The following is a 26256-nucleotide window of genomic DNA, read 5'->3' as shown; positions in this document are numbered from 1 at the left end:
CGATGCGATGGTTCTCAGGAGTCATAAAACTTGATCATTCTGAGCTTTCACTTGAAGAGATTGAAAGGATAAATCGTAACACACCCTTTAATTACAACGTCTACAAACATCAAATCATTCAAGAATCGTTTGCCTTTTTCAGCATCGATTCTTCTTATGATTATAATCCCATTACACACAATGACAATTGTTATTTTCTTGGCGAAGTACGGCTTGACAATCGAAAAGAGCTTTTAACTCTGTTGCCCCTATTAAGAGCAGACATATCCGATGAACAACTTATTTTACACCTGTTTCAAGAAAAGGGGCTGGATGTATTCGCCTCATTGCTCGGAGAATTTTCATTTTTGATCTGGGATACATCTCGTCATCAAGCATTATTCGTTCGCGATCAACTTGGAATAAAGACATTATTTTGGTCTCTTCAAGAAACGACACTTTACTTTGCTAGTGATATTTTTTTAATGGAATCTTGTATACGGTTACAGCACCTTAACGACGAATACTTTTTCGATTTCTATAAGTCCAATGCAAGTGCTGACAATGAAATCACACCATTTAAAGATTTATTTCGGGTTCGGAGCGGAACGAGGGTATCGATTGATTCTAGAGGAGCAAGTACTCAACGCTATTGGAGTATATCGAATGTCAATCAATCGTTTAATTATCGAGATTTGAGTGAATATACCGAGCACTTATTCCATCTATTAGCGGAGAGCGTTCAATATCGGCTCAATTCTACACATCCCAATGCTGTCATGATGAGTGGGGGGTTGGATTCAACATCTGTTTTTGCGATTGCACAACATCTATCCCAGTTCAATTCCGGTTATAAGACTTTTGCGGTAAGCGGAATCTTTAATCATCATAAGTCAAGCGATGAAAGGGAATATATTCATCCTGTTCTTCAACAATACGAGGTCGAACCGCGCTTCGAAGTTTGCGACGACTATGGAGTATTTTACAATTTTCCTCAAGACACAACGTTTTCATTCGAACCTGCTGTCAACGCCGCGACATATGCCTTGACTAGAGCAACAATTGAGCGGAGCGTTAAGGAAGGAGCAAAGACAATCCTGACTGGTTATGGTGGTGACCATGTTTTGGGAGGATCAGAAGCTGTTCTCGCAGATCTAGCTGGACAATTTAAAATAAAAGCCTTGTTCAGTCATTTATATCCGTTTGCACTTCATAGACGGCTGTCTGTCCCCAAAGTGCTCTGGCATAGTGCGATTGCCCCTCATCTTAATCTCGGATTAATAAAAGAGTGGACGACCGATCGAAAAGCAGAATATATCGATGAGCTAAAACAAATAAATACGTTTAATAAACAAAATTTTTTCCGTCAAATTTCTGGAACAAAAGCACGCATTTTTTCTGATCGAGTTATCGCAGCGGAATTTGGCGTTGATATTAGCCATCCATTTCTTGATCGGCGATTAATTGAATTCCTATATTCGATTCCGGGAGAGTTGTGCTGGAATGCCGGAACGACGAAGTGGTTACTTAGGCGTACGATGCAGAACAAATTGCCTAATGAAGTGATTTGGAGGGAAAACAAAACCGATCATCTCTCGCTAACTTTTCAAGGTTTGCGGCAGAGTTGGCCGGTTTTGTATCCCGCTATTGAAAAAGGAAGAATATGTCGATTTGGGTTTATCGACTTGAAAGAATGGCGAGCAGCATTAGAGCTATGGAGACAAGGCCATTTGACAAGGGATGACATATGGGTTTTATTGGCGATCGAGATTTGGCTGTATAGGCTTGAACAAAAAGCCATAGTTTCATGTGAAGGTTAAATATCGGTGTGCGTACCCGCAAAGGGAATTAAAATACAAATCATTTAAGGAGGAATTCTAATGAATTATTCAACTCCAATGCTTACTGTTTACGGAGATTCAAGCAATTTGATCAAAGGTGATTGCGACTGGGGCACTGAAAATTGGTGGGCAGACAAGACGGGATATTATAAGTATACTTACTCCGACTGTGTTATGACGGTAACTTGCGCCACCTTTGGTGATTGCCATTGTGGGTCAGCTTCTATGTGTACAACGTCTCAACCAAGAGATCAATGTAGTTCTGATAGCGATTGCTAATCTATATCATTAAGTAATCTAATTGTAGGTACGCACATTCTTTTTTCACTGTTATCGGAAGTGAGTGGTTAGATGATAATACTTTCTTTATCCATTAGCTTAGCACTCATATTGATCCTCGTGATAACCGCTAGGAGACAGATCTTTCAGCAAGAAAGTGCTTTAGCGAACATGATGCCTGTTACAGAAGTTAGGAATAAATTGTATGGTGGGTTTACTGGATTTGTTTTATGTCTTGATTTTACGCGTTATCCGAATACTCGGAGGATGAGCGACTTCATTTGCCAACATATTGAGAGAGAAAAGATTCTTATTTATGACATTTCTATGTTTAGTTCTAGCGATATGTCTATGTTTCAAGGGATAACTGATTATTTTTATCCGTCACTTGGATGCGTTAAGGAAGGGGTCTTGGATCAAGATATGATTGTCCTAAACAGATTTGACTCTGAATATAAAGATCAAATCGTAGAGTTTATTAAACAGTTTGAAAAGGAAAATGAGCATGAATAACTGGCTGGGTGTCCTCCAATGGATGACTGCGATCGGAATGGCAGTTATCTACTATAAAAGCAGCACACAAAAATTACGAAATGCGTATGGCTTTTACCGTATCGTTACAGGGGACTATAAATTAACAACTAAGCAAAAAGCAACCGTACTTTCTCCTTTTCTTGCTGCATTTGAACTCATCACTGCCATTTGGCTGGTTGTACCTTGGATGCAGGTGTTTGGCTTCATGATGGTTGCGTGTTTACAAATCCTATTTCTATTTGTGTTGATACCAAGGAAAGGGCTTGTACTCAAGAATGGATGTGGATGTTTTGGCTTAAACACTCCTAAAGAGATTACAAGTCGTGATCTTGTTCAAAACAGTGCGATATTGTTTGTTGCTTTTATATTTATCGGTATTAATTTGTTGGGAGTATGAAGTTGTAGGAGGGCCGAATGTTGGAAATTACTTCGCTTTTGATGGCTTATGCAATTGCGATTACACTCCTGTTGTCTGGTATTAGTAAGATGTACGATATTCAAGGTACGATAAGAAGTGCAACTGCCGTTGGGATTTTACCGACTACTCTTGCTCGTAGTTTTGGCTTTTTGCTGCCGTTTGCGGAAGTCATACTAGCGGTAATCTTATTTATTTCTTCAGAATCGTATCTGTTGCTCGCTGCCTTGCTTCTTGTGTTTGTCTCGTTTGCGATTGCGAATGCAAAAGTGATGCTTGAGAAAAAAGACCTCGCCTGTCATTGTTTTGGAAGATTAATAACAGGGGAAATGGGATTAGGAACTTTGATGCATTCGCTAATCCTAATCATCTATTGGATTCCTGTTTTCATACAGCCTACAAATTATACTAAATTGCTTCACACCATTCATGATCCTAGTTCAATAGCTATCATTTCTATGGGGATTCTTTGTTTGGTTGGAACCGGAATGATCTCTCGTCTCATCGATTAAATGAGGAGGTTAGGAATCCTTGTGCAAAGTCAACTCGCTCTTTGGATGTTATTGAGTATTCAAACAGTGCTCCTATGTACTCTGGCTTTACAATTTCGAAAACAAAAAAACGGGGGTGGATTGCCCCCCGGCATGCGCATTCCGAATATTCCAGTTGAAACGGCAAACGACACACAATACTTACGAAGTATTGCTAAGGAAAATAATATTACTTTTATTTTGCTCGTCTCGGGCGGGTGTAAATTTTGTGTGGCCGTACTTAAAGAACTTTCAAAACAGTATAACGATCAAATGATTCCAATTCGAATTCTTTATTATGGGAAAAAAGATGAAACGATAGATATTCCTTCAGAAATTCCTGTATACCAGATCAGAAAAGAGATGACTAGTCTTATAAAAGTTAATAAATTTCCATTCGGTTTAATATTAGATCAGAAATCAGTTATTTTGCGCCGAGATATTGTATCTGTTCAACAATTAGAGTCTTGGCTAAAAGCACAGCGAGAAAACTTCCTTGAATTTACGGGTGAATAGGGATGGACCAGGGGGGGATACGCCGCTTATCTTTGGATTCATTACGGCATATTAAATTAATATTTTTGATTGGATGGAAAGCGCATCCTATATTGATGTCTGCATGGATCTTCATCATGTTTATTTTGGCCTTTATACCTACTGTTCAAATCTGGCTTCATAAAATTCTGATTGATCAAGTTTCGACTTTATCAACAGGACAAGGGTCTATTTACATCGTTATGTTTTCTTTATTTATCTACTACGGCTCAGGATTCGTGTTGGTTACCATAACAGAAATCCAAAAATACATTTACACAATCGTTCAGCAAGATGCCAACATGAAGATGAAACATGACTTGTTGAAGAAGATTAACGCCGTCCCTCTTCAACACTTCGAAGATCATGCATTTTTCAATCAAATGACGATGGCCCAAACGGCATTAAACATGGGATGTTTTGATTTCATACAGTACTTGTTTCAAGGGTTGAAAACTATACTAACCATTATTAGTGTATTCGGACTATTAGCATACGTTAGTTGGGCTCTTCCCTTGGGATTAATTGTGTCTACGATTCCCGGTATTCTATTACTATTTATTGCGAAAAAGAAACGTTTCAGTTTTACGCTCCACAGTACGGAAGAAGGACGTGAGATGGATTATTTGTACCGATTATTGCAACTTAAAGAATCGGCGCGTGAAATAAGAATCTTTCAACTTGCAGAACACCTGATATCGAGGTGGAAACAAATCCAGTTAACCTTTCGAGGGTTCCAACTAAAGAATAAAAAACAAGAAGCTCTCGGTGGTACTTTTGGTTCCATGTTCATGACATCTTCCGCGATTGTTGTGGGTTTACTATTACTTTGGCAAGTAAAAGATGGGGCAATTAGTATTGGTAGTTTTGTAGCATTAATAGCGTCAGTATTAATGATTCAGGGTCTGGTGGGCAGTTTGGGTGCAGTGATAATGCAACTGTGGGAGAGCCTATTTAATCTGAATCATTATTATTTATTTCTGAATAAGAATATCGAAACGGAGCAAGGAACTCTTCCCTTTCCAAAGCCTCATTTTCACGCAATAGAATTCCAAGAAGTTAGTTTCCGATATGGGAAGCATAAAGAGAGTATTCGAAATGTTTCACTCCAAATTAGGCAAGGTGAAAAAATTGCTATCGTAGGGGAGAATGGTGCGGGTAAAACAACATTAGTCCAACTGATGCTAGGCCTCTATTCTCCAACACAGGGGCGGATATTAATTGGCGGGGTAGATATCCGTGAAATCGATCAAACTTCTTTCCTAGCAAAAGTCACTTGCGTATTTCAGGATTTTGTACGCTACCGTCTGTCGTTACGCGACAATGTCGGTTTCGGTCATCTTGCAGACATCGAAAATGATGAAAAAATTAGAGGTGTCCTTGAAAATACAGGCTTAAATTCATTAGTAAAACAATTACCGCAGGGTCTGGAAACGAAATTAAGCAGTCAGTTCATTTCAGGACAAGAACTTTCAGGGGGACAATGGCAGCGAGTAGCGATAGCTAGAGCTTTAATGAAAAATGCAGAGATCGTTATACTAGATGAACCGACAGCTGCACTAGACCCGCGTACTGAAGTAGACATCATACAACAAATGCATCAACTATCGAATCAGAAAACAAGTATTATCATTTCTCATCGACTTGGTCCAGCTCGATTATGCGATCGTATCTTAGTTATGAAGCAAGGGGAAATTATTGAAATTGGCAACCATAAAGAATTGCTTTCGTTAAACGGGGAGTATGCTAAAATGTACCGTACTCAATCACAATGGTATCTAGACACAGAAAACGAATCGAGGCGAGCACTTTGACTGTGATTCTGGAAATAAAAAATCTCAGCAAATTCTATACAACGCATTCAGAAATGACGTATGTCATTAAGGATATTAACCTAACTATATCGCGAGCAGAATTCATTGTCGTCATGGGGAAAAGCGGCTCTGGTAAAACAACTTTACTACAACTTATCGGAGCATTGATTGAACCGTCGGAAGGTAATATACGAGTTGATGGTCAATCTTTGCAAGAGATTTCCGTTGAACCACATGCTACACAATACCGAAGAGAAAAAGTTGGATTCATATTCCAATTTTTTAATCTCATTGCTTCGATTAATGCCGAAGACAATGTTGCCATGCCCTTGTTGCTGGCAGGCGTGAAGAAGAAAGAGGCTTACGATAAAGCGAGAGATCTGCTTGAGAAAGTAGGTTTGTTCAACAAAAGAAAACAATATCCTCACACTTTATCGGGGGGGGAGCAGCAGCGTGTCGCGATCGCGAGAGCTCTCGTGCAAAATCCTTGCCTATTGCTAGCTGACGAACCAACAGGAAATTTGGATTCAGTAACGACCTCTCATATTTTGTCTTTGCTGGTTCAACTTCAGAAACATCGTAATCAAACCATTCTGTTAGTTACTCACGATCCTCAAGTGGCCGCTCATGCGGATCGGGTCATTTTTTTACACGATGGCAAACTGGTTCTTGATCATGCTAATGATAAAGAATGTGACCACAATAAACGGGTTTCGGTTATCGTCGATCTTCAACTTGCATCGCAAGGAAAGGTTGATATCTGATGGTTATTCTGATGCTAGCCTGGAAGATGCTTTTTGCGAAAAAGAGTAGGATGATCTATATGCTCATCGGGGTAATGTTAGGTACGGTTCTTTTAACTAGTGTAGTGCTGCTCAGTCAGATGCTTCATGCTTCAATAAAAAAACAACAGTTTGATCAATTTGGATATACAGATATTATGGTGGGATATAGGACGGCTGAACAAGGACTTACCCCAGAACAAACAGATCAAATTACGAGCAGTACGATGGTTCAAGGCTTTGCGCAAATATTGGCGGCGCCTAAAATTCCCGGGCTCTCTCCTGATTTTTATGTTGTTGGGGTTGATAATTCCGAAATTGCGAAATCGACCTATAAATTCACGCAAGCTCTGCAGCCCTTTGAAATTGTGTTGACCGAGAGGCTTGCCGAACGTTGGGGTGTCGAATTACACGGTAAAACATCCATACCGTCTCTTCCATCTTCACAGCCCTGGGTCGTAAAGGAAATTATCCCTGATCGTTACGGACCAGACGGCCCGTTGCCGGACTATGCCATTTTTCATTTGCAATCCCTGCAAGAGATTGTAGGAAGCGACGTAAAAGTTAATCTTCTTTTAATAGATTTAGTCAAAGATCATGATAAGCAAAGGTTTTCGCGGTTTGTGAAGGATAACTTTGATCCCATACCGGATGTAGATATCGTAGGTGACCCTGAAGAGGGAGATAAACTAAATAGTTTTTTAGTCATCGGATATGCATTAGGGATTATGGTTGTATTTGCTAGTGGTTTTATGATTCTGAGTAGTTTCTACATTACTGTACAACAGAGAAAAAAAGAGCTAGCTCTTCTACGTATGATCGGTGGAAGTCCGAGTCAATTGAAGTTGATGGTCTGTGTAGAGGGGTTGACGATTGCCATTATCGGGTCATGTCTCGGCTCGCTTATAGCTGTATTATTAACGAAAATAACCATAGATTGGATGGCTCGGTATCTTTCCATCCCTTTATTTTCAGTGTCAATTTCATATGAGTACGTTGCGGTCACTGCAATAAGCATCGCCTTATTTGTTTTTTTAACATCCTTGATTCCTGCCCATAAAGCCTCAAAAGTTTTGCCAATGGAATTCCTCAATGAGATACTTGATGCAAATTTGCAGCCTCGGAAAACTCAGAAATGGATAGCGGTTGGGTTAGTGATAATTAGTCTTCTTTGCGCAGGCATAGGCAGATGGGGGGATCAGGAAAGTTCCTTGCATGTTCTGTTCTATGTTGTAGGAGGATTAATGATCTCCAGCTCTCTTTATATGTTAACTCCCTTTTGGATATCACCTGTTTTGCGCATATTGTCCCCGCTCCTTGAACGAATAGCAGGCATAGAATCCAAAATTGCTGTTCAAAATCTGATTTTCCAACGAGCCCAAAGTACATTGGCTGTTATTATCATTGGTTTATCCATGACATTGACTATTCCGATTGTCACTATTTATACATGGATTGGAGATAACATGTTGAAGCAAATAGAGTCAAATTACATCTCTGATATTTTAGTATCGAGCAATAAAAGCATGCGTTCCACTGTTCCGTTGGAAATACAAGAAGATTTGCAACGAATACCAGGTGTGAAAACGGCTATTGCAGTTAGCGTCAATCGGACATTAATTCTGGATAATTATGATTTCTCAAAGAGCAATCAGAGATGGTTAAATTTAAAGTCATCCCCTTCTCCACTTTTACAAGATGAACACAATAAACCTGTTTTGAAACGAGAAGTGGCGAACTATAAATTGGTTCATGTCCAATCTCTCGTTAAGGAACTTAATCTGCAATTGCCACAAGAAATCGAACCAAAAAATGCGGTAATGATAACAGCGCGTTACGCCGAAATGTTGGGTGTTAGGAAGGGGGATACTTTGGAATTTTTTATCGTTCCTTTAGACTATAAAGACCCTTACCGCCAGGTGAAAGTTACGATTGCAGCAGTACTAGATCAGTTGTATGCAAACGAAGACTCGCTGCTGCTTTTGGATTGGAACAACTCTGCGCTCACAGGACTGGATCAACCCAATGTGCATAGTGTCATGCTATACGTCGATCCGACCCAGAAAACGTTTGTAGATCAGCATATAAAGATGCTTCAAATGAATAAATATGACGAAATCAATTGGAGCGACAGATCTACTCAGTTGCAGGAGCTGTCAAAGCAAATGTCCGAGCGCATTTTGATATTGGGAGCGACTTTTGTGTTGTTGCTCATGATGGGACTGAGCGGGATGGCAAATCATCTGTCGGCCATCCTCCTGACTAAACGTCGTGAAATGTCTATACTTCGTATGATTAGCGCGACCCACGGTCAAATTCGGAAAATTGTTTTCGTTCAATGTGGATTATTTGGCATGATAGGAATCGTTATCGGAGTTATCACAGGGTGGCTCATCACTTTCTACTTTTCACAAATAGATAATGGTTACATTTATAATGCTATAAGAGAACAAGTATATATTGTAGTATGTGTTGTGGTTTTTACTATTATCTTATCGCTGCTATTAGGAAGCAAAGAAGCCAGAATGGTTTCCGAGTCTAAGAAGTCCAACATTCAAATGGATTAGTATACAGCTTCAACGATCGACTCTCCCTCGGGAGAGCCGTTTTTTTATGGACGTGCTGACGAAGTGGTACGCAAAAAAACGTCAGCGTTACCGTTGGAGCAGTTCCTGTTAAGAAGTAAATTTACTCTAGATCGTTATCGAAACTTAGCATTGAATTGCTTGTAATGAAAAAAAGACGACCGTGCATCCAGTACAGTAACCTAGAGGTGCCCCGCTCGCAGCAACGAGTAACATTACGGCGGCTGCGTTATAAATCCTTCATTTCAGCTAAGTCAAGCTGGCGAACCCGCGCTTGATCGGCGATCATTTCGATCTCGGTAATTCTGCCATCTATAATCTTAAGTTCGAGTACGAAAAGCATTTGACCGCGAGGAGCAACGATTACGCCCACAGATCCGTTCACGAGCACTGGCCTTGCGCCCTGGGCACGACCAGCGAAGCCCTTGGCCACAGCTTCCGCACCGTGAACAACGGGCCATGCCGCGACCGGTGGAAATGCAGGGTCTTGTCGGAGTACAACATCGGGGTCTAATACCGTAAGAAGTTTCTCAAAATCTCCAGAACGCGACGCAGCTAAGAAAGCATCTACAAGCTCTCTTTTTCGCTTGAACTCCTCCGAATCCGCAGTCGCTTTCGCTCCCTGAACCCGACGGCGTGCACGGCTCGCAAGCTGTCTGGCTGCAACTTCGTTACGCCCAATAATCGGGGCGATCTCCGAGAAAGACAAGGCGAAAATGTCGTGCAATACGAACGCGATACGTTCGGCAGGGTTCAAATTTCCAAGGACCATCAACATGGCAAAACCAACAGAGTCGGCCAACAAAGCTTCGTGCTCGGGGTCGTTTTCGTTCTGACGGCTATTAACTGGTTCAGGTATTCCTCCCAGCGTAAGCTCCTCACGACGCGATTTGCGAGTTCGCAGCATATCCAGACAAACCCTCGAGACGATCGTTGTTAGCCATCCCCCCATGTTCTCAACTTTGCTAGTCTCAGTGCGGCTAAGACGTATCCATGACTCCTGTACAGCATCATCCGCTTCGCTTAAAGATCCGAGCATCCGGTAAGCTACCGTTTGTAGGTGATTTCGATGCGCCTCGAATTGTTCCACAAGCCAATCATGATCGTTCATACATCACAATCCTTCCTTTGCTTCCTGTTTATTTATATGTCGTACAAAACTCAACAAACGTGACAATGGAAATGTGCCAGATCTGCATTTTACTCATCCTAAAAAACTTTTCGCCGTATCCGTCACGTTTCCCCGCTGACTTACGACATAGTTAGTGACAAGGGAAACCGATCATATGAAGAATATCGAAGGTGTCCCGAAAAGAACATGTAAACTAAGGAGGAAATACTTATGACTGTATTTTCCATCGTTCTTCAAAGTTTGTTGGTCTTATACTATGCCTTTTCAGGAGGAGCCAAGATCGTAGGGGCCAAATACTGGGCCGATATATTCAAGAATCTTGGACTACCGCAGTGGTTTCGTGTAGTCACAGGTATCGTCCAGTTAGTCGGATCAGCATTACTCATCATTGGCTACTGGTATGCAGGGGCGGTCGCATGGGCTGGCGTTTGGCTTGGAATCACTATGTTATTGGCGTGCCTCGCGCATTTCAGGGTTAAAGACTCAATCAGCAAAACGGCTCCAGCCATCGTTTTTACTATATTAATCATCATTCTAACCATCATTAATGCAGATGGTCTGACACTTCCTTTATTTTAAAACTATGACTAAACAAACGATAAGCTTTTAAAATTGAAGGAAGAGCTTTATATCCTCTCAAAAAGTCCCGATGAAAAATTTACATCGGGACTTTTTTGCAATTTGAAGGAAAGTGTGGGCGAGCTACGAACTACCTGAAGCCTAGAAGCCTGTTATATTACCTTAACTAGGGGCAGGGGACCGTCAGCCTGTTGGATTGAAGTTAGTTTGTTTTAGTGGGCAATTGATATTGTCTTTATCCCATTTTGCAGGATTTGTATTATCCGGGGTTAGATTATTAATAATGTCACGGTAGTGATTTTCTTTATTGGTTATAAACTCCGCCATTAATTTAACTTCTTCCAATTGAGCTAGTACCGCTTCTTTTTGCCTCAGTATAATCTCATAGCGCTCCCGTATAGAAGAGTCTCCATCCAAACATAAATCTACATATTTCTTGATATCTTCTACTGACATGCCGCACTTTTTTAAATTTTTCGCACCGACAAGCCATTTTATAGAGTCATCATTGAATATACGATTATTATTTTTATCACGCTGTAAACTGGGGACTAAGCCCTTATCTGTATAAAAGCGAATGGTATGTTCTGTCAAGTTAAGTAGTTTAGCTACTTCTTTCACTGAATGCATAAAGGCCTCCTTTAAAACATTTGTTCAAAATTATTCAAAGTGTTGACTTCGAGTTACACGAAGGTGATAGGTTTATTCTAGCTTGGTTAAGTCGGAATTGTAAATCCCAATCATTTAGGAGGTATTTTTATGCAAAAAGTAATAGATGTAAGGAAAGATCAGGATCACGCATGTCCATAAGATCTGGAAAAATGATCAAGGCTCCTCAAGATGTGGAGAATTTTCCGAACCAAAAAGGAAGCCTGAAGATGGATGGGATGTCCGTTATCGAATTCTGCTATTACACGCAAGGCAGAAAGGGAACCTATTTTTTGAAGGATCATCTACTGCTGTTCGTTAAATCAGGTATCTATACCGTTCGGTTCGGGGAGCGAAAGTATACGGTGCGGAGCAATGAGATGCTGTTCCTCCATAAATCGATCGGTATCGAGTATGAAAAGCTGGGTGAGCCTGATTCCGGTTATATCCTCGACTATACGATGTTTTTCCTTAACGAGAAGACAGTGAACGAATTCCTCAACTTTGCTGGTATAAAAGCGATTTATCCGGTGAATGAGATTGTTCCGGTAATGGTCTATCCTATCAACAATCGTATTGAAAGTTATATTGAATCGTTAAAACCCTATTTCGACGATGAAGTCAAAGAAGGATTGGTTCGGGTGAAGCTAATGGAACTGCTTTTTCATATGGCGGATTCGAATGAACGGTTTTTATATCAATTGATGCAACCCATTAGCAAGGACAGGAGCAGCATTGCGAAGGTCATGGAGGAGAATTTCATGAATCCAGTTTCTCTTGACGACCTAGCCTATTTGTCCGGCAGAAGCCTGGCGACGTTCAAAAGGGATTTTCAGGCGATTTACAACACGTCCCCGCTCAAGTGGATTCGCAATCGGAGGCTTGATAAAGCCAAGGAGATGCTAGCGGAAACAGAGTTATCTATCACTGATATCTGTTTTTCGATCGGATTCGAAAATAACGCCCACTTTTCTAAAGTGTTCAAAGAAAAGTTCGGGCTCCCGCCATCGGAGTTTAAAAAGCAGCTGAAATTGAGAGAAGGGTCGTAAATGAGCTAAATGAACAATACTAAATGAGCTTCTCGGCAAAGCAACTCATTCGTCTTAATGATAATCTTTTCTCATATAACTAAACAAAATTAAGGAGAGAAAATTTCTAATGAAAACACTAGTTCTCGTATTTCACCCAGATGTATCTGCTTCCCGCGTCAATCGCCGCTGGGCGGAAGAAATGGAGAAGCAAGATAATGTTACCGTTCAACGCGTCTATGAAGTTTATCCTGATGAGCAGATCGATGTCGCAGCCGAGCAGAGGCTATTGGAGCAGCATGACCGCATCGTTTTGCAATTTCCTTTCTATTGGTACAGTACGCCGTCATTGCTGAAGAAATGGGAGGATGCCGTTCTTACTTACGGGTGGGCTTTTGGAAGCGAGGGGGACAAGCTGCACGGAAAAGAGTTGCTGATTGCCGTTTCAGTAGGTGCCCCTGAAGAAAATTATTCGTCAAACGGTGCCTTTAAATACACCGTTCAGGAGTTGCTGCGCCCTCTTCAGGCAACAAGCAACCTGATCGGCACTCGCTATTTGACCCCTTTTATAGTGCATGGAGCGGCGCGGATGCCCGATGATCAAATTGAACTGAGTGTAAAAGAATATGTAGCTTATGCACTGAAGCCTGGAATTGCGCCGCTTGCCGACCGCTAATTGTTGTCTTAGCCCTCATCGAGAGGGCTAATTGTTTAAATAATACAAATCGCATACTAATGTTCTTGCGAAATTAAGGAGTGGATAATAATGTCAAGTTCAAATGAGCTTTCTATTGCACGGAAATTGTTTGGTGATTTTGCACCGAAATTTGCCGAATTAACCGATGATGTTTTATTAGGAGATGTCTGGCAGCGTAAAGGACTTTCTCCGCGTGACCGCAGCTTAATTTCTGTTGCCTCTTTAATAACTGGCGGGCATTCAGAAGCTTTGAAGACCTATTTAAATAGTGCCAAACAAAATGGCCTTTCGGAAGAAGAGCTCATTGAAGTCATAACCCATCTTGCTTTTTATGCTGGTTGGCCGAATGCGATGAGTGCTATTAGGGTTGCCAAAGAAGTGTTTTCGAAATCAATATAACAAGTAATTTCGAAGAGTAAAGGAGAAAAAATGAGTACAAGATTAGCAAATAAAGTGGCGTTGTTAACAGGTGGCGGCTCGGGTATTGGTCGTGTAATTGCACTACACTTGGCGAATGAAGGGGCGACTGTAGTGATTATTGGTCGCAGCGAAGACACATTGCAAGAATCTGCAAACCAGCATAGTAATATTTCTTATATGGTAGCGGATGTCGGAAACTCAGACAACCTATCCCACATCCTGAGCGAAATTCAAAACCGCTTAGGCAAATTGGATATTTTAATAAACAATGCTGGTGTTGCCCCAGTAACCCCTCTTGCCGAAGTGGATATGAGTGAATTTGACAATGTGTTCCGGGTCAATGTTCGTGGTGTGGTTGATCTGACCAAACAAGCGTTACCGCTGTTAAAAGAAAGCAAAGGTAATGTAATCAATATATCTTCTGCGATAGCCAATAACCCTATGCCGAACATGTCGATTTACTCATCGAGTAAAGCTGCAGTAACAACCTTAACTAAAGTTTGGGCAAAAGAGTTAGCTATAGACGGCATTCGAGTGAATTCCGTTGCCGTTGGCCCGATTAAAACACCGATTTACGATAAGGCAGGCTTATCGGAAGAAGCATCGCAAGAACATGTCGCATCCGTTCAGCGAATCGTACCACTAGGACGTTTTGGTACATCGGAAGAAGTGGCGTCTGTCGTAGCGTTTCTCGCGTCTGATGAAGCAAGCTACGTAACTGGTTCCGATTATGCAGTTGATGGTGGGTTTGGGGCTTAAGCAGGCTTGCCCTAGTTCAAGTTGCACGTTCAAAAAATTAAAGGATAAATGTAATAAAGTTGGCTTTGAGCCGAAGGCGAAAAGAAAGGGGTTAATCATATGAAGGCAATGATGTTAAGAGAAACAGGTGGACCAAACCAACTGAAGCTGGAAGAGGTAGAAATGCCCAAACCAGGTTCGAAAGAGGTCATCGTGCGATTACAAGCGGCAGCTCTTAACCGCCGGGATTTGTTAGTCATATATGGCCGATATCCAGGGATCAAGCTGCCTGCTATTCCCGGCTCCGACGGCGCAGGGGTAGTTGTTGCAGTTGGAGGTGAAGTCAGTAATGTCTTAACCGGTGACGAAGTGATTATCAATCCCGGGCTGAACTGGGGCAACGATATGAACAAAAAAAGGGCGGACTTCACCGTTCTCGGCGTTCCTACTAACGGAACTTATGCCCAATTTGTAAAGGTGCCAGCGGAAAATGTCTATTTAAAACCGTCCCATTTATCTTGGGAAGAGGCAGCAGCGCTCCCGCTCGCCGGTTTGACCGCCTACCGTGCTCTTGTAACGAAAGGCAAAGTGAAGAAAGGGGAAACCGTTCTTGTCCCTGGCGTTGGTGGAGGCGTAGCCACCTATCTCGTACAGTTTGCAGCCGCACTCGGTGCTAAAGTTTACGTGACATCCAGCAAAGAAGAAAAAATCCAAAAGGCAAAAAAATTCGGTGCAACCGAAGGTGTCAACTACACATCAGATGATTGGCCGAAGGAATTGGAGAAATTAACTGGTGGTATTGATCTATCCGTCGACAGTATAGGCGGCGAAGTGTTTAACACACTGCCGTTACTTGGCAAGATCGGAAGCCGGATCGTCAGCTTTGGGGCAACGAGAGGCCCGATTCCGAATTTCGTCCTGCCAAATATGACTGTAAAAGAAATCTCAGTGTTGGGCTCAACTATGGGAAGTCCGCAAGATTTTGCCGATATGGTCAATCTGGTAGAGGAGCACGAGATTCACCCTATTTTGGACAAAACTTATTCGCTGGAGGAGGTAACCGAGGCGTTGTCTAGAATGGAAAAGGGAGAAAACTTCGGGAAAATCGCTTTGACCATTCCACAAAATTAATGGAATTTTCTGTTAATGGCAAGACAATTATTTTGTTGTAAGACAATGTCATGAAAAAAAATCTGCCCTTAAATAAGGGTCTTTTGCTAACGGGCAGATTTGCTTAATAAAAGTCGTGATAATGTGGAAATTGGAGCAGATGGCCTGTGTGCCACCTGCTCCTTATTTAAGGGGGAAGGATTGAAATTAGATATCAAGTTTACGTTCACCAATCCATTTCACCATCGCAGGGTCACGATGTGAAAAGAACAGGCTCTCTTTCGTATCTAACGTAGCAATCGACTCCATATCCTGCTGGTTTAATTCAAAATCAAAGATGTTGAAGTTTTCGACAATTCTTTCTTTACGAACAGACTTTGGTATTACAATAACTTCTCTTTGCGTCAACCAACGTAAAACCACTTGAGCGACGGATTTATTATACTTTTCAGCTACGGATACCAATATCTCATTTTGGAACAAGTTGTTTCTCCCTTCAGCGAAAGGCGCCCAGGATTCGATTTGAACATTATTTTCTTTCATGAATTTTGCATTTTCAATTTGCTGATTGAATGGGTGCGTTTCTACCTGATTTACGGCAGGAACAACTTCATTATGAATAATCAAGTCGATCAGGCGGTCTTCATGGAAGTTGCTGACGCCGATTGCACGCACCTTTCCTTCACGATACAACTCCTCCATAGCACGCCAGGAACCAAACACATCGCCATACGGTTGGTGAATCAAATACAAATCCAAATAATCTAATTGCAATTTTTCCATTGATCTTTCAAATGCCTTTTTTGTGCGCTCATAGCCAGTATCCTGAACCCAAAGTTTCGTAGTAATAAATAACTCTTCTCTTGGCACACCACTGCGCTTGATCGCTCTGCCAACCGCTTCTTCATTTAGATAAGAGGCAGCGGTATCAATCAGCCGATAGCCTGCGATAATAGCGTCATACACGCTTTGTTCGCATTCATTTGGGTCGGCAATCTGAAAAACACCAAAACCAAGTATAGGCATCTCAATACCATTATTCAGAGTCACTTTTTTCATGAAGAATCCTCCAGTTCTTTATTATTATGTGAAATCGACTCAATCCTATCGACAGTACCCTTATGACATCCTTATTATGCATCATACGACAAAGTAATCGTTATCCCAATCCTGTCAAATGTTTGCCTAATTCTCTCACTACCACTTATTTTGAAGTGAAAATCGACTATAATTGAACTACAAAGAGTGACGGAACGAGGAGAAGCAAATGTCTGAAATAATCACTATGCAGCAAAAAGAACTTGCCAAAATTATTGAACGCTATGCACAAAACGATGGTGTTTACGCTACAGACATTCCGTCATTAGTATTCATACGTGATTCGAATATGTCCGTACCTCGACATGGGGTTTACAAGCCTTCCTTTTGTATTGTGGTTCAAGGGGCGAAGGAGGTTTTGCTGGGGCAGGAACGCTTCAAGTACAATCCTGCAGATTACCTTATTGCATCCGTAAACTTGCCTGTTACCGCTCAAGTCACCGAAGCTACTTCAGACGTTCCGTATTTGGGTTTCATACTTGAATTTTCTGCGAGTCAAATTCTAGAGGTTCTACGTCAATCTGGAATCCCAGCAGGATCGAAAGAGAGTGCAAAGCGAGGTATGTTTGTTAACCAGATGGAGCTACCTTTAATGGATGCCGTCATCAGGTTAGCTCGTTTGCTGGACAACCCGAAGGATATTCCCATTCTTGCGCCGCTGTTTACGAAAGAAATTCTGTATAGGGTTCTGCAAGATCAGCATGGGGCTAGGCTTCAGCAAATTGCATTAGAGGGTAGTTCTGCCCATCAAATAAGAGAAGTTATTGAACATATCACGAATAACTATAATAAGTCATTTCGAGTTGAGGAGCTTGCGGAAAAAGTGAATATGAGTGTCTCATCACTACATAGACACTTCAAAGAGGTAACCGCTATGAGTCCTATTCAGTTTCAAAAAGAATTGAGGCTTCAGGAAGCTCGGCGCCTATTATTAACTAAATCTGTGGATGCCACTGATGTGGCATTTCGAGTAGGCTATGAAAGTCCCTCACAATTCAGCCGTGAGTATTCCCGAATGTTTGGCTTCCCACCTAAGCAGGATATAAATCGCCTGAAAGCAGAATGAGAATACGAACCACGGTGGCTTCTCACCATATCCAATTGCGGGGAGGAGAACTCAAAAAATCACCGAAATAGAAAAGATATAATTAAAAGGGAGCGTGACTGATATACCCCATGCTAAAGATGTTTTGGCCGATCAATTGTTAGCAAATGCGAACGACCCTAGTTTTTACGTTCCGTTTTCGGAAGCAGTAGCAAACTTGTCAGAGGAAGAAGCGTTTTGGAGACCCAACGATGAAAGTAACAGTATCGCTGAAATTGTGCAGCATCTGCTTTACTGGAATGAAACATGGCAAAAGAGGTGCGAAAAATCACATGTAAATGCTGTTGCGCCAATAGGTGATAATAATGAAAGCTTTATTGTTCCAGAAAATAAAAGATTCGCTGACTTAAAAGAGAGCCTTCTAGAGGTTCTGCTTCAGTGGCAGGGTTTACTAACTGAAGAGAAGGTAGAAAGTGAAGTGAATGGTTTCCCAGTGATTGCAAAGTGGTGGGGGATACTGGGGAATATATCCACGCACAACGCTTACCATATTGGACAAATTGTTTACATCCGAAAGCTGCAAAAAGGCTGGACAACTAATAGTAAATGAGAACAATAGGATGTATCATATGAGGCTACCTTCGGGTGCCTCACTTTTATATAAAATACTTTAAATTTTAAATTTTGCAGGGTATACAGGCCTTCATAGCGAATATATGGCCCAGGAATAAAAAAAGATAACTCCGAATAAAATGTGAATTAACAACATAGATGGTTTTCTCTTATAATCTATGAAACTGCCTTTGGGAGATTGGCTCTATGAAAATGAACTGGTATTATCGAACGATTCTTTCATATGCTCCGATTCTCTTCGTCATCATTTCCTCGATGATCTTCATTATTTTCCTTGTATTGAATAATGCCTCCGAGAAGAAGTACAAGGAGACCAACAACGCGATATTGGAACGTATGGTCTTCAATCTGGATGCCAATTTGATGTTAATTGAACGCAATGTAGTCAGCAAATTGTTAATGGATAACGATATCCAAGAGTACTTTTCTGATCGGCCCAAGCATGCCGTTGACGATTTCATGCTGCAGAAGAAAATTATCGAATTAAGTCTAGCCCTGCCTTTTTCCAATACGATCTATATGTACAATGAGGACGAGCAGCGGGTTATTTCGGATCTGGGCTCGTATGCGCTGAACTCTTTTGGCGATCGTGAATTTTTAATGTTCAACTATGACAAGAAAGAGTCGACGGACTGGCATGACCCGCGCTTATTCGCCTATTCGGCGTTTGACGAAGACAAGCAGAAGGTCGTCTCGCTTGTGAAATACGCCTATACGGGGGATGAAGTACGTGGTGCCTTTGTCGTAAATGTGTACCAGCGGTCTTTTATGGACTATCTTAATTCGCTAAATGAAAGCGGTTCCAATTCTTTGCTGTTATTAGAAGGCGACGATAACGCCTCATCGGCTTCGGACAACGGTTCCGACAAGATTATGGTTCAGTCTGATTATACAGGCTGGAGGTTTATTTCTCAGGGCGCATATAATAGCAGTTACAATATTTTATCTCTCTTCTCTAGTGTATGGATGTTTATTTTGATCTTTATTATTTTACTGGCATTGATCGGTTTTACAATTGTAACGCATATGCACTACAAGCCGATTCATTCCATTATGGAAAAGGTAGGCCAGTTTTCGAACCGAAAGAGTGAGGAGCTTGGCATTAAGGGGGCGAATAATGAGTTCACTTTTATAGAAATGGCATTGGATCATCTGCTTAAGAGGTCTCTGGATTATGAAAATCTGCATAAAGAAGATTGTTTACTGCGGCAGCAGCGTCTTTTTCGCGATTTGTTGGCGGGCCATCTCTATTTAACGGACGAGGAATTCAAGCAGCAGCTTGCTGATTTGAAACTGCCTGATGCGTATGACCGGCTAGGGGTTATCATTGTGGAAATTGACCACTATTCTAGCTTTACGGACAAATACAAGGTCAAGGATCAGCATTTGCTCAAGTTTATTATCGAGAGCGCCTTTCGTGATCTCGGGCAGAACCATCATTCATTTGTTTGGCATGTCTGGATGGAACCCCATCGAATCGCTTTTGTCATCCAGCATATTGCAGCCGATCCACGCAGCGGCAAAGCGGCGGCCGCTTACGCGGAGGAATTCCAAAAATGGATTAATCAGCATCTGGAGCTTACGATAACGATTGGGGTCGGAGCGGATTCGGATTCCATCGAAACCATCGCGGATTCTTACCGTAATGCGCACGACAACATTGAACTGAAAACGATTTTTGGAACGAATACGATCATTGATAATCGTAGGAGCGCCGGTAAATTAAGCCTGGACAATTATGTTTACCTGCAAGCTCTGGATCAGGCGGTTCAGTCCTTCAGAATGAACGAGAGCGATTGGCGGGAGAAATTGACTCAGATTTTCATGGAATTAAGGAAGATGCGGTTTATGAAGCAAGACATGACTGGGCTTGTAAATATTTTTGCCAAGCGGATGGATAAGGCGGTTAACGCGCTATCTTCGAACATTCAAGATATTTGGAAGCAGGATTTTCAGCATCGGTTCGCCCACCTGGACGAAACGGCGGAAACGCTGGACGAGTTCGAATATCAGTTCATGGGCATTATGGCGATGTTCGAGGCTTGTGTGGATGAGGACCGGCAGGCTAGAAGACATCACAGCATTGCGATGCAAGCCAAAGGTTATATTGACGCGCATTTTGCCGATCCGGATCTGTCCCTGGCCCGGGTAAGCGATATTTTCAAACTCCAGCCAAGCGCTCTTAGCCTGTTATTTAAAGAGGAATTGGGCGAGAAATTCGTTGATTATGTGTTGAAGATCAGAATGCAGCAGGCCAAGCAGCTATTAATAGAGACAGAGGATTCGATCCAATCCATCGCTGAGCAAATCGGTTACCAGAATGTGAATTCATTTTATCGGGCTTTCAAGAAGCTTCAAGACGTTCCGCCAGGGGAGTTTCGCAATATGTACCGCACGATATAGAATACAGTCCTAACAATTGAGGAGGAGGGATCTCCATGCCGCTTCTACGGTCTTTAACTTCGATCATGGTGGTAATCGCCATTTTGTCATTTATGATAGGCTGTAACAGCCCTGCGGGATCGAATAAATCAGGCCAAGCGGAGGGCGCCGGCCGGCGCCTTGGGCCCGACGAATCTGCTTCGACCGATCGTTGGACAACGTTAAGGATCGAACTGTTCGAACGTAATAATAAACCCGCTGGAGCAAACTCGATTACGGACAATTATATTACGCAATATATTCAAAAGAACTTTGGAGATCCAGAACGCATCAAGGTTGAATTCATTACGATTCCCAGGGCTGAAGAAGTGGGGAGACTACAAGTGCTAATGGCCGCGAATCAGGCCCCGGATATTGTGTTTACGTATGATCTTCCTACGGTCTATAATTTTTTCACTCAAGGAAAATTAACCGACCTTTCCTCTTTGTTAGATCAGTACGGTCAAGACCTGACGAGCGTCCTGGGTGAGGAAATCTTAAGCTATGGACGCATAAATGGAACGCAGTTTACGATTCCGGCCAAGCGCGTGCTAACGGCCCGAAGCACGACCCTCATACGCGAAGACTGGCTCAAGGAAGCGGAATTGCCTTTGCCTGCAACGACAGAGCAGTTTTATCAAGCATTGAAGGCGTTCAAGAAGATTAGGCTGGAGAAATACGGAGAAAACATTTATCCCTATGGACATATCGATTACTATCATATAGCGCCGCTGCAATACTCGTTTTGGGATTGGGACCGAATCACCGAGGAAGATTTGTACGCTGACCCGGGCTGGGTGATGCCGGGCAACAAAGATGCATTCAAATTTCTGAACCAGCTGTATCATGAAGGTCTAATCGATCCTGATTTTCATCTTGACAGGTACGCCCAGCAATTCCAGAAGGACTTGGTGAACGGTCGCGTAGGCGCTGCAACACCCAATACGATTGAGCCTGTGTATATGGGGTATTTAGCCGAATTGCAAAAAAACGATCCAAACGCGATACTGACTCCCATTGATCCCTTCACCAATGCGAATGGCAAAAAAACAAAGCCGATTTTGGAAAAGACGGGTATGTACATTATGGTTCCAAAAACGAGCCGCAACGCCGAGGCAGCAATCAAGTATTTGAATTGGATGGCGCAGCCGGAAAACTATATTACCCTTCAGAACGGGATTGAGGGGGTAACCTACAAAATGGAGAATGGATTGCCAGTTGCGCTGGAGAATGAAGATGCGAACACGCTGCTATTTAATTACTTCGATTATTGCATTATTCTGAATGGCAAATATGTCAGCAGCACGGACGAACAGTTGAATCTAAAAGCCAATGCTTCGATTCCCAGCTTTGAAGACTTCGCACTCCGGAGTGTGGAATATGGAATGAACGATGGAATTGCAACTCCGCGGATCCCAATCATCCTGCCGTCTGAAATTAAATATTCAGCTATTCTGAACGATAAGAATGATGAAATCTTTGTAAAAGTTCTAACAGCGAAGCCCGAGGAATTCGATGCCGTATACGACGAGGAAGTAGCAGAGTATATGATGATGGGGGGAAGGCAGGTTCAGGAGGAGAAACATCGGGCTTATCAGGATCACCAGTAGGCCATAAATGAAGAAGTTGTCTTGAGGGATATGCATTCCTTCAGGGCACTTCTTTTTTTGTGCGTGACAATAATACGGTCGTAGGCCTGCCATGACAAAAATAGTTAGACATATAAAAAAGGTGAATGGGCCGCAAAAAAAAGGTGTGAGCCCAAAAATAATTGAGAATATCGCAATGGAAAATCCCTGGTGTATAGTTAGCTCCAAACAATCAATAGACTTCAGCGGAAAGGATGACGCCTATGCAAACAGAGGTGCGCCGGCCGGGAGCAGAGCTCACCGTCAAACGACGAAATGCCATGTCCGGCTTTAAACGGCAATGGCCGTTGTATCTCCTGATGGTATTACCTATGACATTCTTTATTACTTTCAAGTACATCCCGATGCTGGGGGTCGTGGTCGCTTTTAAGGACTACAACATTTTTAAAGGCATATGGGCGAGCGAGTGGGTCGGACTAGACGTGTTTCGGGAGATCTTCGCGATGCCGCAGTTTTATAAAGCGCTTCGCAATACTTTAATGTTAAATGTAATTTCTTTGCTGACATTCCCGATTCCGATCATATTGGCGCTTATGCTCAATGAGCTGCGCATCAACTGGTATAAGCGCGTGAGCCAAACGCTCTTGTATCTGCCCCACTTTATCTCTTGGGTCATTGTCGGCGGGATGGCTATTCAATTGCTGGCTACCAATAGGGGCAGCGTGAATGAATTTATAAGAAGCCTCGGTGGACAACCAATTCCGTTTCTCGAGGATACGATCATGTGGATCCTTACTTATACGGGAGCCGGAGTGTGGCATTATGCAGGCTGGGGAACGATTTTATACTTGGCAGCGCTTACAGGGATTAATAAGGAACTATACGAAGCCGCGGAAGTGGACGGGGCCAGCCGGTTGAGAAAGATTTGGCACATTGCGCTTCCCGGGATTAAACCGACTATCGTCGTGTTGTTTATTATTCAAATCGGGCATATGGCGGACATCAGCTTTGAACAGCCTTATGCTTTGCAGAATGGTTACGTGATGGATGTAGCCCAGGTCATCAGTACTTATGTATACACGGTCGGTATCCAGTCCGCTCAATTTGCTCTTGCGGCTGCCGTTGGATTATTCCAATCGGTCGTCGGTTTGGTCCTGCTGCTTACGGCTGAACTTATTTCCAGAAAAGTCAACAATCAAGGAATCTTCTAAGGAGGGACTTGCGTGATAAGGAATCCTGTTGAAAAAATCATTGATGTCGTCATCATGGTGCTTATCGGCATTTTTTCATTGTTTTGCGTCGTGCCGATGATCCATATCTTTGCATTATCCTTTAGCGGCAACAGGGCAATTATGTCGGGTGAAGTGTTCCTATGGCCTGTTGACTGGAACTTTCATTCCTATTCCGCGGTCTTCGGAGATGCATCCATGATGCGTTCCCTTGTTCTTACGGTTGTCCTGGTCGCCGTATATACGGCGGTCGCTTTAGTGATGACCATCATGGCGGCCTATGCTTTAAGCCGCAGAAATTTTAAAGGCCGGAATATCATGTTTGGCCTGATTGTCGTCACGATGTTTTTCAATCCAGGGATTATCCCCAATTACTTGCTTATAAAGGAACTGAATCTGTTAAATTCGCCTTTATCGCTCATTCTACCGCTGATGATCAGCGCCTTCTTGTTGATTATTATGAGAACTTCTTTTAGCGGGGTCCCCAATGAGCTGGAGGACTCGGCCTGGATTGACGGCTGCGGCCATTTTCGATTCCTGCTCCGGATCGTCCTTCCGCTGCAACTGCCGATTCTGGCGACCATTGGACTATATTCCGCCGTGGATCGATGGAATATGTTCCAGGATGCATTGTTCTATATCAACGATAAAAATTTGTACCCGCTCCAGTTGAAACTTTATCAGATGGTGATCAATAGCCAAGTGAACGATGCTACGGCGCAGGAAGGCTTCAACGCGGCGACCCCGATTCCGCAAGGCATCCAATCGGCTAGTATCATGTTTGCCACCGTACCGATTTTGCTGGTGTATCCTTGGCTGCAGAAGTATTTCATCTCCGGCATGCTTACGGGGGCCGTCAAGGGATAGCCCCGCTAAGGCCGGAATTATTTTAATAGCTGCTCTTCGGCAGAAGTCTAGCGACGACTGCGCTGAAGGTCACTATATATAAAAAGTGAAAAGGGAGGCAATTGCATGCGAAAATCATATCGCTCATCCCTGTTTGCTCTGCTGGCTGTGGTCCTAAGTGTGACAATGGTGTTGGCAGGTTGCGGCAGCGGAGGAAATGGAGCAAGCAAAGAAGGTAAGGACGGTAATTCCGCCAATCCACCCAAGGAAGCTAAAGGTGAACGGATTAAGCTAAAAGTAGAATTGTTCGACAGAAACAATACGCCGGCTGGTCAGCCGCCGATTACGAATAACTTTATGACGCAGTACATCCAGAAAAATTTCGGTGACCCCAACAACATCGACGTAGAGTTTGTTACGTTTCCGCGCGCGGAAGAAGTGGATAAGCTGAATGTACTGATGGCATCGGGTTCCGCACCAGATATTGTGTTTACGTATAACAAACCGACCGTGCAAAACTATGTGAAAAGCGGCGGTCTGACTGATTTAGGTCCGATCATTGACGAGCACGGCACTAACCTGAAAAAAGTATTGGGACCTTCCCTGCCTTACGGCGTCTTTGAAGGAAAACAATATGTCATTCCCGCGCTTCGCGTGATTCAGGCTCAAACGACGACTTTTATCCGCAAGGACTGGCTGGATCAATTAAATCTGCCGCTTCCGCAAACGACGGAGGAATTTGTAAATGCGATGCGCGCCTTTAAAGAGAAAGATCCCGGAAACACGGGGGGCAAAGTGATTCCTTACGGTTACATCGATGTGTTCCATATGATGCCTTTGGTGAATTCCTTCTGGAAGTGGGATGAAATTTCGGATAAAGATTTGTATGCGGTTCCAAGATGGCTGCAACCGGGCAGCAAGGACGGTTACCAGCTATTGAACCAGATGTACAATGAGGGGCTGATCGATCCGGACTTCGCGATCAGCGATGACTTCAGCCAAGCTTTCGCTCAGCAAGTCGTGAACAGCATTGCAGGCGCTGGTACGCCAAATACGAATGAACCGGTTTATAACGGTTACTATGCCAATTTGAAGGCGAATAATCCAGACGCTGTGCTTGAGGCAATCGACCCTTTCTCCACACCCGACGGGAAGCATCCAAAGCCAATCTATGAACCGAACGGCGCCTTTATTATGGTTCCGGCCACAAGCAAAAATGCAGTTGCGGCGATCAAGTACTTGGATTGGATGTCGGATCCCCAAAATATACTGGTGCTCCAAAACGGAGAGGAAGGCAAATCGTACGAGATGAGCGCAGACGGACTTCCTGTGCTGCTGGATACGCCGGAAGCCCAGAACTTGCTGTACAACTACTATGATTACTGCATTATTCTCAACGGTAAATACATTTCAACGGAAGATCCGGACAAAAACATCGCAGCTAATGCTTTTGACGCTAACTTCAAAGATTTCACCGTCACAAGTATCCAAGTGGGCAATAACGATGGGTATACTTTGCCCCGGGTAGATATTCCGGTGGATGCTGAAATCAAGTACGCTAAAATCCTGGAGGATTTCGAAAAGGAAATGCTAGCCAAGATTGTTACGGCCAAACCGGATCAATTCGATAAAATCTATGAACAAAAAGTAGGAGAATACATGGCTATGGGCGGAAAAGCAGTCATGGAGGGCAAAATGGCGGCATACGATGAGTTCTACAAACAGTAACTTATTAAACAGTCGGGCCTTT

The 26256-nt window shown here is 42.8% G+C and carries 24 protein-coding genes; 21 read left to right on the top strand and 3 right to left on the bottom strand.

Annotation, left to right across the window (positions count from 1 at the left end):
- Positions 1 to 2 precede the first annotated feature (2 nt).
- The 8 genes from ACYUJT_RS21615 (at position 3) to ACYUJT_RS21580 (ending at position 9275) form a co-directional block, all read left to right on the top strand.
- Positions 3 to 1799 (top strand): asparagine synthetase B family protein, encoded by a 1797-nt coding sequence (locus tag ACYUJT_RS21615; protein ID WP_460326172.1) that lies wholly within the window; start codon positions 3 to 5, stop codon positions 1797 to 1799.
- Positions 1800 to 2270: 471 nt separating this feature from the next.
- Positions 2271 to 2612 (top strand): hypothetical protein, encoded by a 342-nt coding sequence (locus ACYUJT_RS21610; RefSeq protein ID WP_460326170.1) that lies wholly within the window; start codon positions 2271 to 2273, stop codon positions 2610 to 2612.
- The gene (locus ACYUJT_RS21605; RefSeq protein WP_460326168.1) at positions 2605 to 3030 is read left to right on the top strand and encodes a MauE/DoxX family redox-associated membrane protein; all 426 of its coding nucleotides are present in this window, start codon (positions 2605 to 2607) and stop codon (positions 3028 to 3030) included. Before ACYUJT_RS21610 ends, ACYUJT_RS21605 begins: the two co-directional genes overlap by 8 nt.
- A 20-nt stretch (positions 3031 to 3050) precedes the next feature.
- Positions 3051 to 3560: a MauE/DoxX family redox-associated membrane protein gene (locus tag ACYUJT_RS21600; protein ID WP_460326166.1), complete on the top strand. Its 510-nt coding sequence runs from the start codon at positions 3051 to 3053 to the stop codon at positions 3558 to 3560.
- A gap of 21 nt (positions 3561 to 3581) precedes the next feature.
- On the top strand, positions 3582 to 4094 hold the full coding sequence (locus ACYUJT_RS21595; protein WP_460326164.1) for a hypothetical protein: 513 nt from the start codon (positions 3582 to 3584) through the stop codon (positions 4092 to 4094).
- 2 nt (positions 4095 to 4096) lie between these two features.
- Complete coding sequence (locus ACYUJT_RS21590; RefSeq protein ID WP_460326162.1) at positions 4097 to 5926, top strand: ABC transporter ATP-binding protein; 1830 nt, start codon at positions 4097 to 4099, stop codon at positions 5924 to 5926.
- A 2-nt stretch (positions 5927 to 5928) separates the two neighbouring features.
- Entirely contained in the window at positions 5929 to 6690 is a 762-nt protein-coding gene (locus ACYUJT_RS21585) for an ABC transporter ATP-binding protein (RefSeq protein WP_460326223.1), read from the top strand.
- 50 nt (positions 6691 to 6740) lie between these two features.
- A complete protein-coding gene (locus ACYUJT_RS21580; RefSeq protein ID WP_460326159.1) occupies positions 6741 to 9275 on the top strand; it encodes an FtsX-like permease family protein in 2535 nt (844 codons plus the stop codon).
- 247 nt (positions 9276 to 9522) lie between these two features.
- Here ACYUJT_RS21580 and ACYUJT_RS21575 read toward each other — a convergent pair whose 3' ends face one another.
- The gene (locus ACYUJT_RS21575) at positions 9523 to 10404 is read right to left on the bottom strand and encodes a sigma-70 family RNA polymerase sigma factor (RefSeq protein ID WP_460326157.1); all 882 of its coding nucleotides are present in this window, start codon (positions 10402 to 10404) and stop codon (positions 9523 to 9525) included.
- Between the two features lie 231 nt (positions 10405 to 10635).
- Here ACYUJT_RS21575 and ACYUJT_RS21570 point away from each other — a divergent pair, with 231 nt between their 5' ends.
- On the top strand, positions 10636 to 11004 hold the full coding sequence (locus tag ACYUJT_RS21570; RefSeq protein ID WP_460326155.1) for a DoxX family protein: 369 nt from the start codon (positions 10636 to 10638) through the stop codon (positions 11002 to 11004).
- 183 nt (positions 11005 to 11187) lie between these two features.
- Here the strand turns inward: ACYUJT_RS21570 and ACYUJT_RS21565 are convergent, their stop codons facing one another.
- On the bottom strand, positions 11188 to 11634 hold the full coding sequence (locus ACYUJT_RS21565; protein WP_460326153.1) for a MerR family transcriptional regulator: 447 nt from the start codon (positions 11632 to 11634) through the stop codon (positions 11188 to 11190).
- Positions 11635 to 11804: 170 nt separating this feature from the next.
- On the opposite strand from ACYUJT_RS21565, the gene ACYUJT_RS21560 reads away from it, so the two are divergent.
- The 5 genes from ACYUJT_RS21560 to ACYUJT_RS21540 all read left to right on the top strand — a co-directional run bounded on the left by ACYUJT_RS21560 (position 11805) and on the right by ACYUJT_RS21540 (position 15666).
- Positions 11805 to 12701 carry a helix-turn-helix domain-containing protein gene (locus ACYUJT_RS21560; RefSeq protein WP_460326150.1) on the top strand — a complete coding sequence of 299 codons (897 nt, stop codon included), beginning with the start codon at positions 11805 to 11807 and terminating at the stop codon, positions 12699 to 12701.
- A gap of 109 nt (positions 12702 to 12810) precedes the next feature.
- Entirely contained in the window at positions 12811 to 13356 is a 546-nt protein-coding gene (locus tag ACYUJT_RS21555) for an NAD(P)H-dependent oxidoreductase (protein WP_460326148.1), read from the top strand.
- A gap of 90 nt (positions 13357 to 13446) precedes the next feature.
- On the top strand, positions 13447 to 13776 hold the full coding sequence (locus ACYUJT_RS21550) for a carboxymuconolactone decarboxylase family protein (protein WP_460326146.1): 330 nt from the start codon (positions 13447 to 13449) through the stop codon (positions 13774 to 13776).
- A 30-nt stretch (positions 13777 to 13806) separates the two neighbouring features.
- Positions 13807 to 14556 carry an SDR family NAD(P)-dependent oxidoreductase gene (locus ACYUJT_RS21545; RefSeq protein ID WP_460326144.1) on the top strand — a complete coding sequence of 250 codons (750 nt, stop codon included), beginning with the start codon at positions 13807 to 13809 and terminating at the stop codon, positions 14554 to 14556.
- Positions 14557 to 14664: 108 nt separating this feature from the next.
- Positions 14665 to 15666 carry a zinc-binding dehydrogenase gene (locus tag ACYUJT_RS21540; protein ID WP_460326141.1) on the top strand — a complete coding sequence of 334 codons (1002 nt, stop codon included), beginning with the start codon at positions 14665 to 14667 and terminating at the stop codon, positions 15664 to 15666.
- Between the two features lie 186 nt (positions 15667 to 15852).
- Here ACYUJT_RS21540 and ACYUJT_RS21535 read toward each other — a convergent pair whose 3' ends face one another.
- On the bottom strand, positions 15853 to 16704 hold the full coding sequence (locus ACYUJT_RS21535; RefSeq protein ID WP_460326139.1) for an aldo/keto reductase: 852 nt from the start codon (positions 16702 to 16704) through the stop codon (positions 15853 to 15855).
- Between the two features lie 208 nt (positions 16705 to 16912).
- On the opposite strand from ACYUJT_RS21535, the gene ACYUJT_RS21530 reads away from it, so the two are divergent.
- From ACYUJT_RS21530 to ACYUJT_RS21500, 7 genes are all read left to right on the top strand, one after another.
- Positions 16913 to 17809 carry an AraC family transcriptional regulator gene (locus ACYUJT_RS21530; protein ID WP_460326137.1) on the top strand — a complete coding sequence of 299 codons (897 nt, stop codon included), beginning with the start codon at positions 16913 to 16915 and terminating at the stop codon, positions 17807 to 17809.
- A 103-nt stretch (positions 17810 to 17912) separates the two neighbouring features.
- Complete coding sequence (locus tag ACYUJT_RS21525) at positions 17913 to 18398, top strand: DinB family protein (protein WP_460326220.1); 486 nt, start codon at positions 17913 to 17915, stop codon at positions 18396 to 18398.
- A 209-nt stretch (positions 18399 to 18607) separates the two neighbouring features.
- On the top strand, positions 18608 to 20824 hold the full coding sequence (locus tag ACYUJT_RS21520) for a helix-turn-helix domain-containing protein (protein ID WP_460326135.1): 2217 nt from the start codon (positions 18608 to 18610) through the stop codon (positions 20822 to 20824).
- Between the two features lie 35 nt (positions 20825 to 20859).
- Complete coding sequence (locus ACYUJT_RS21515; protein ID WP_460326133.1) at positions 20860 to 22452, top strand: extracellular solute-binding protein; 1593 nt, start codon at positions 20860 to 20862, stop codon at positions 22450 to 22452.
- 242 nt (positions 22453 to 22694) lie between these two features.
- Entirely contained in the window at positions 22695 to 23642 is a 948-nt protein-coding gene (locus ACYUJT_RS21510; protein WP_460326132.1) for an ABC transporter permease, read from the top strand.
- A 12-nt stretch (positions 23643 to 23654) separates the two neighbouring features.
- Positions 23655 to 24527: a carbohydrate ABC transporter permease gene (locus ACYUJT_RS21505; RefSeq protein WP_460326130.1), complete on the top strand. Its 873-nt coding sequence runs from the start codon at positions 23655 to 23657 to the stop codon at positions 24525 to 24527.
- 105 nt (positions 24528 to 24632) lie between these two features.
- Positions 24633 to 26234 (top strand): extracellular solute-binding protein, encoded by a 1602-nt coding sequence (locus ACYUJT_RS21500; protein ID WP_460326128.1) that lies wholly within the window; start codon positions 24633 to 24635, stop codon positions 26232 to 26234.
- The last annotated feature ends 22 nt before the right edge of the window (positions 26235 to 26256 follow it).

It is taken from the genome of Paenibacillus sp. YSY-4.3 (genome assembly GCF_054767475.1).
The sequence above is the reverse complement of the archived record's forward strand: the minus strand, read 5'-3'. Positions and strand labels throughout refer to the sequence as shown.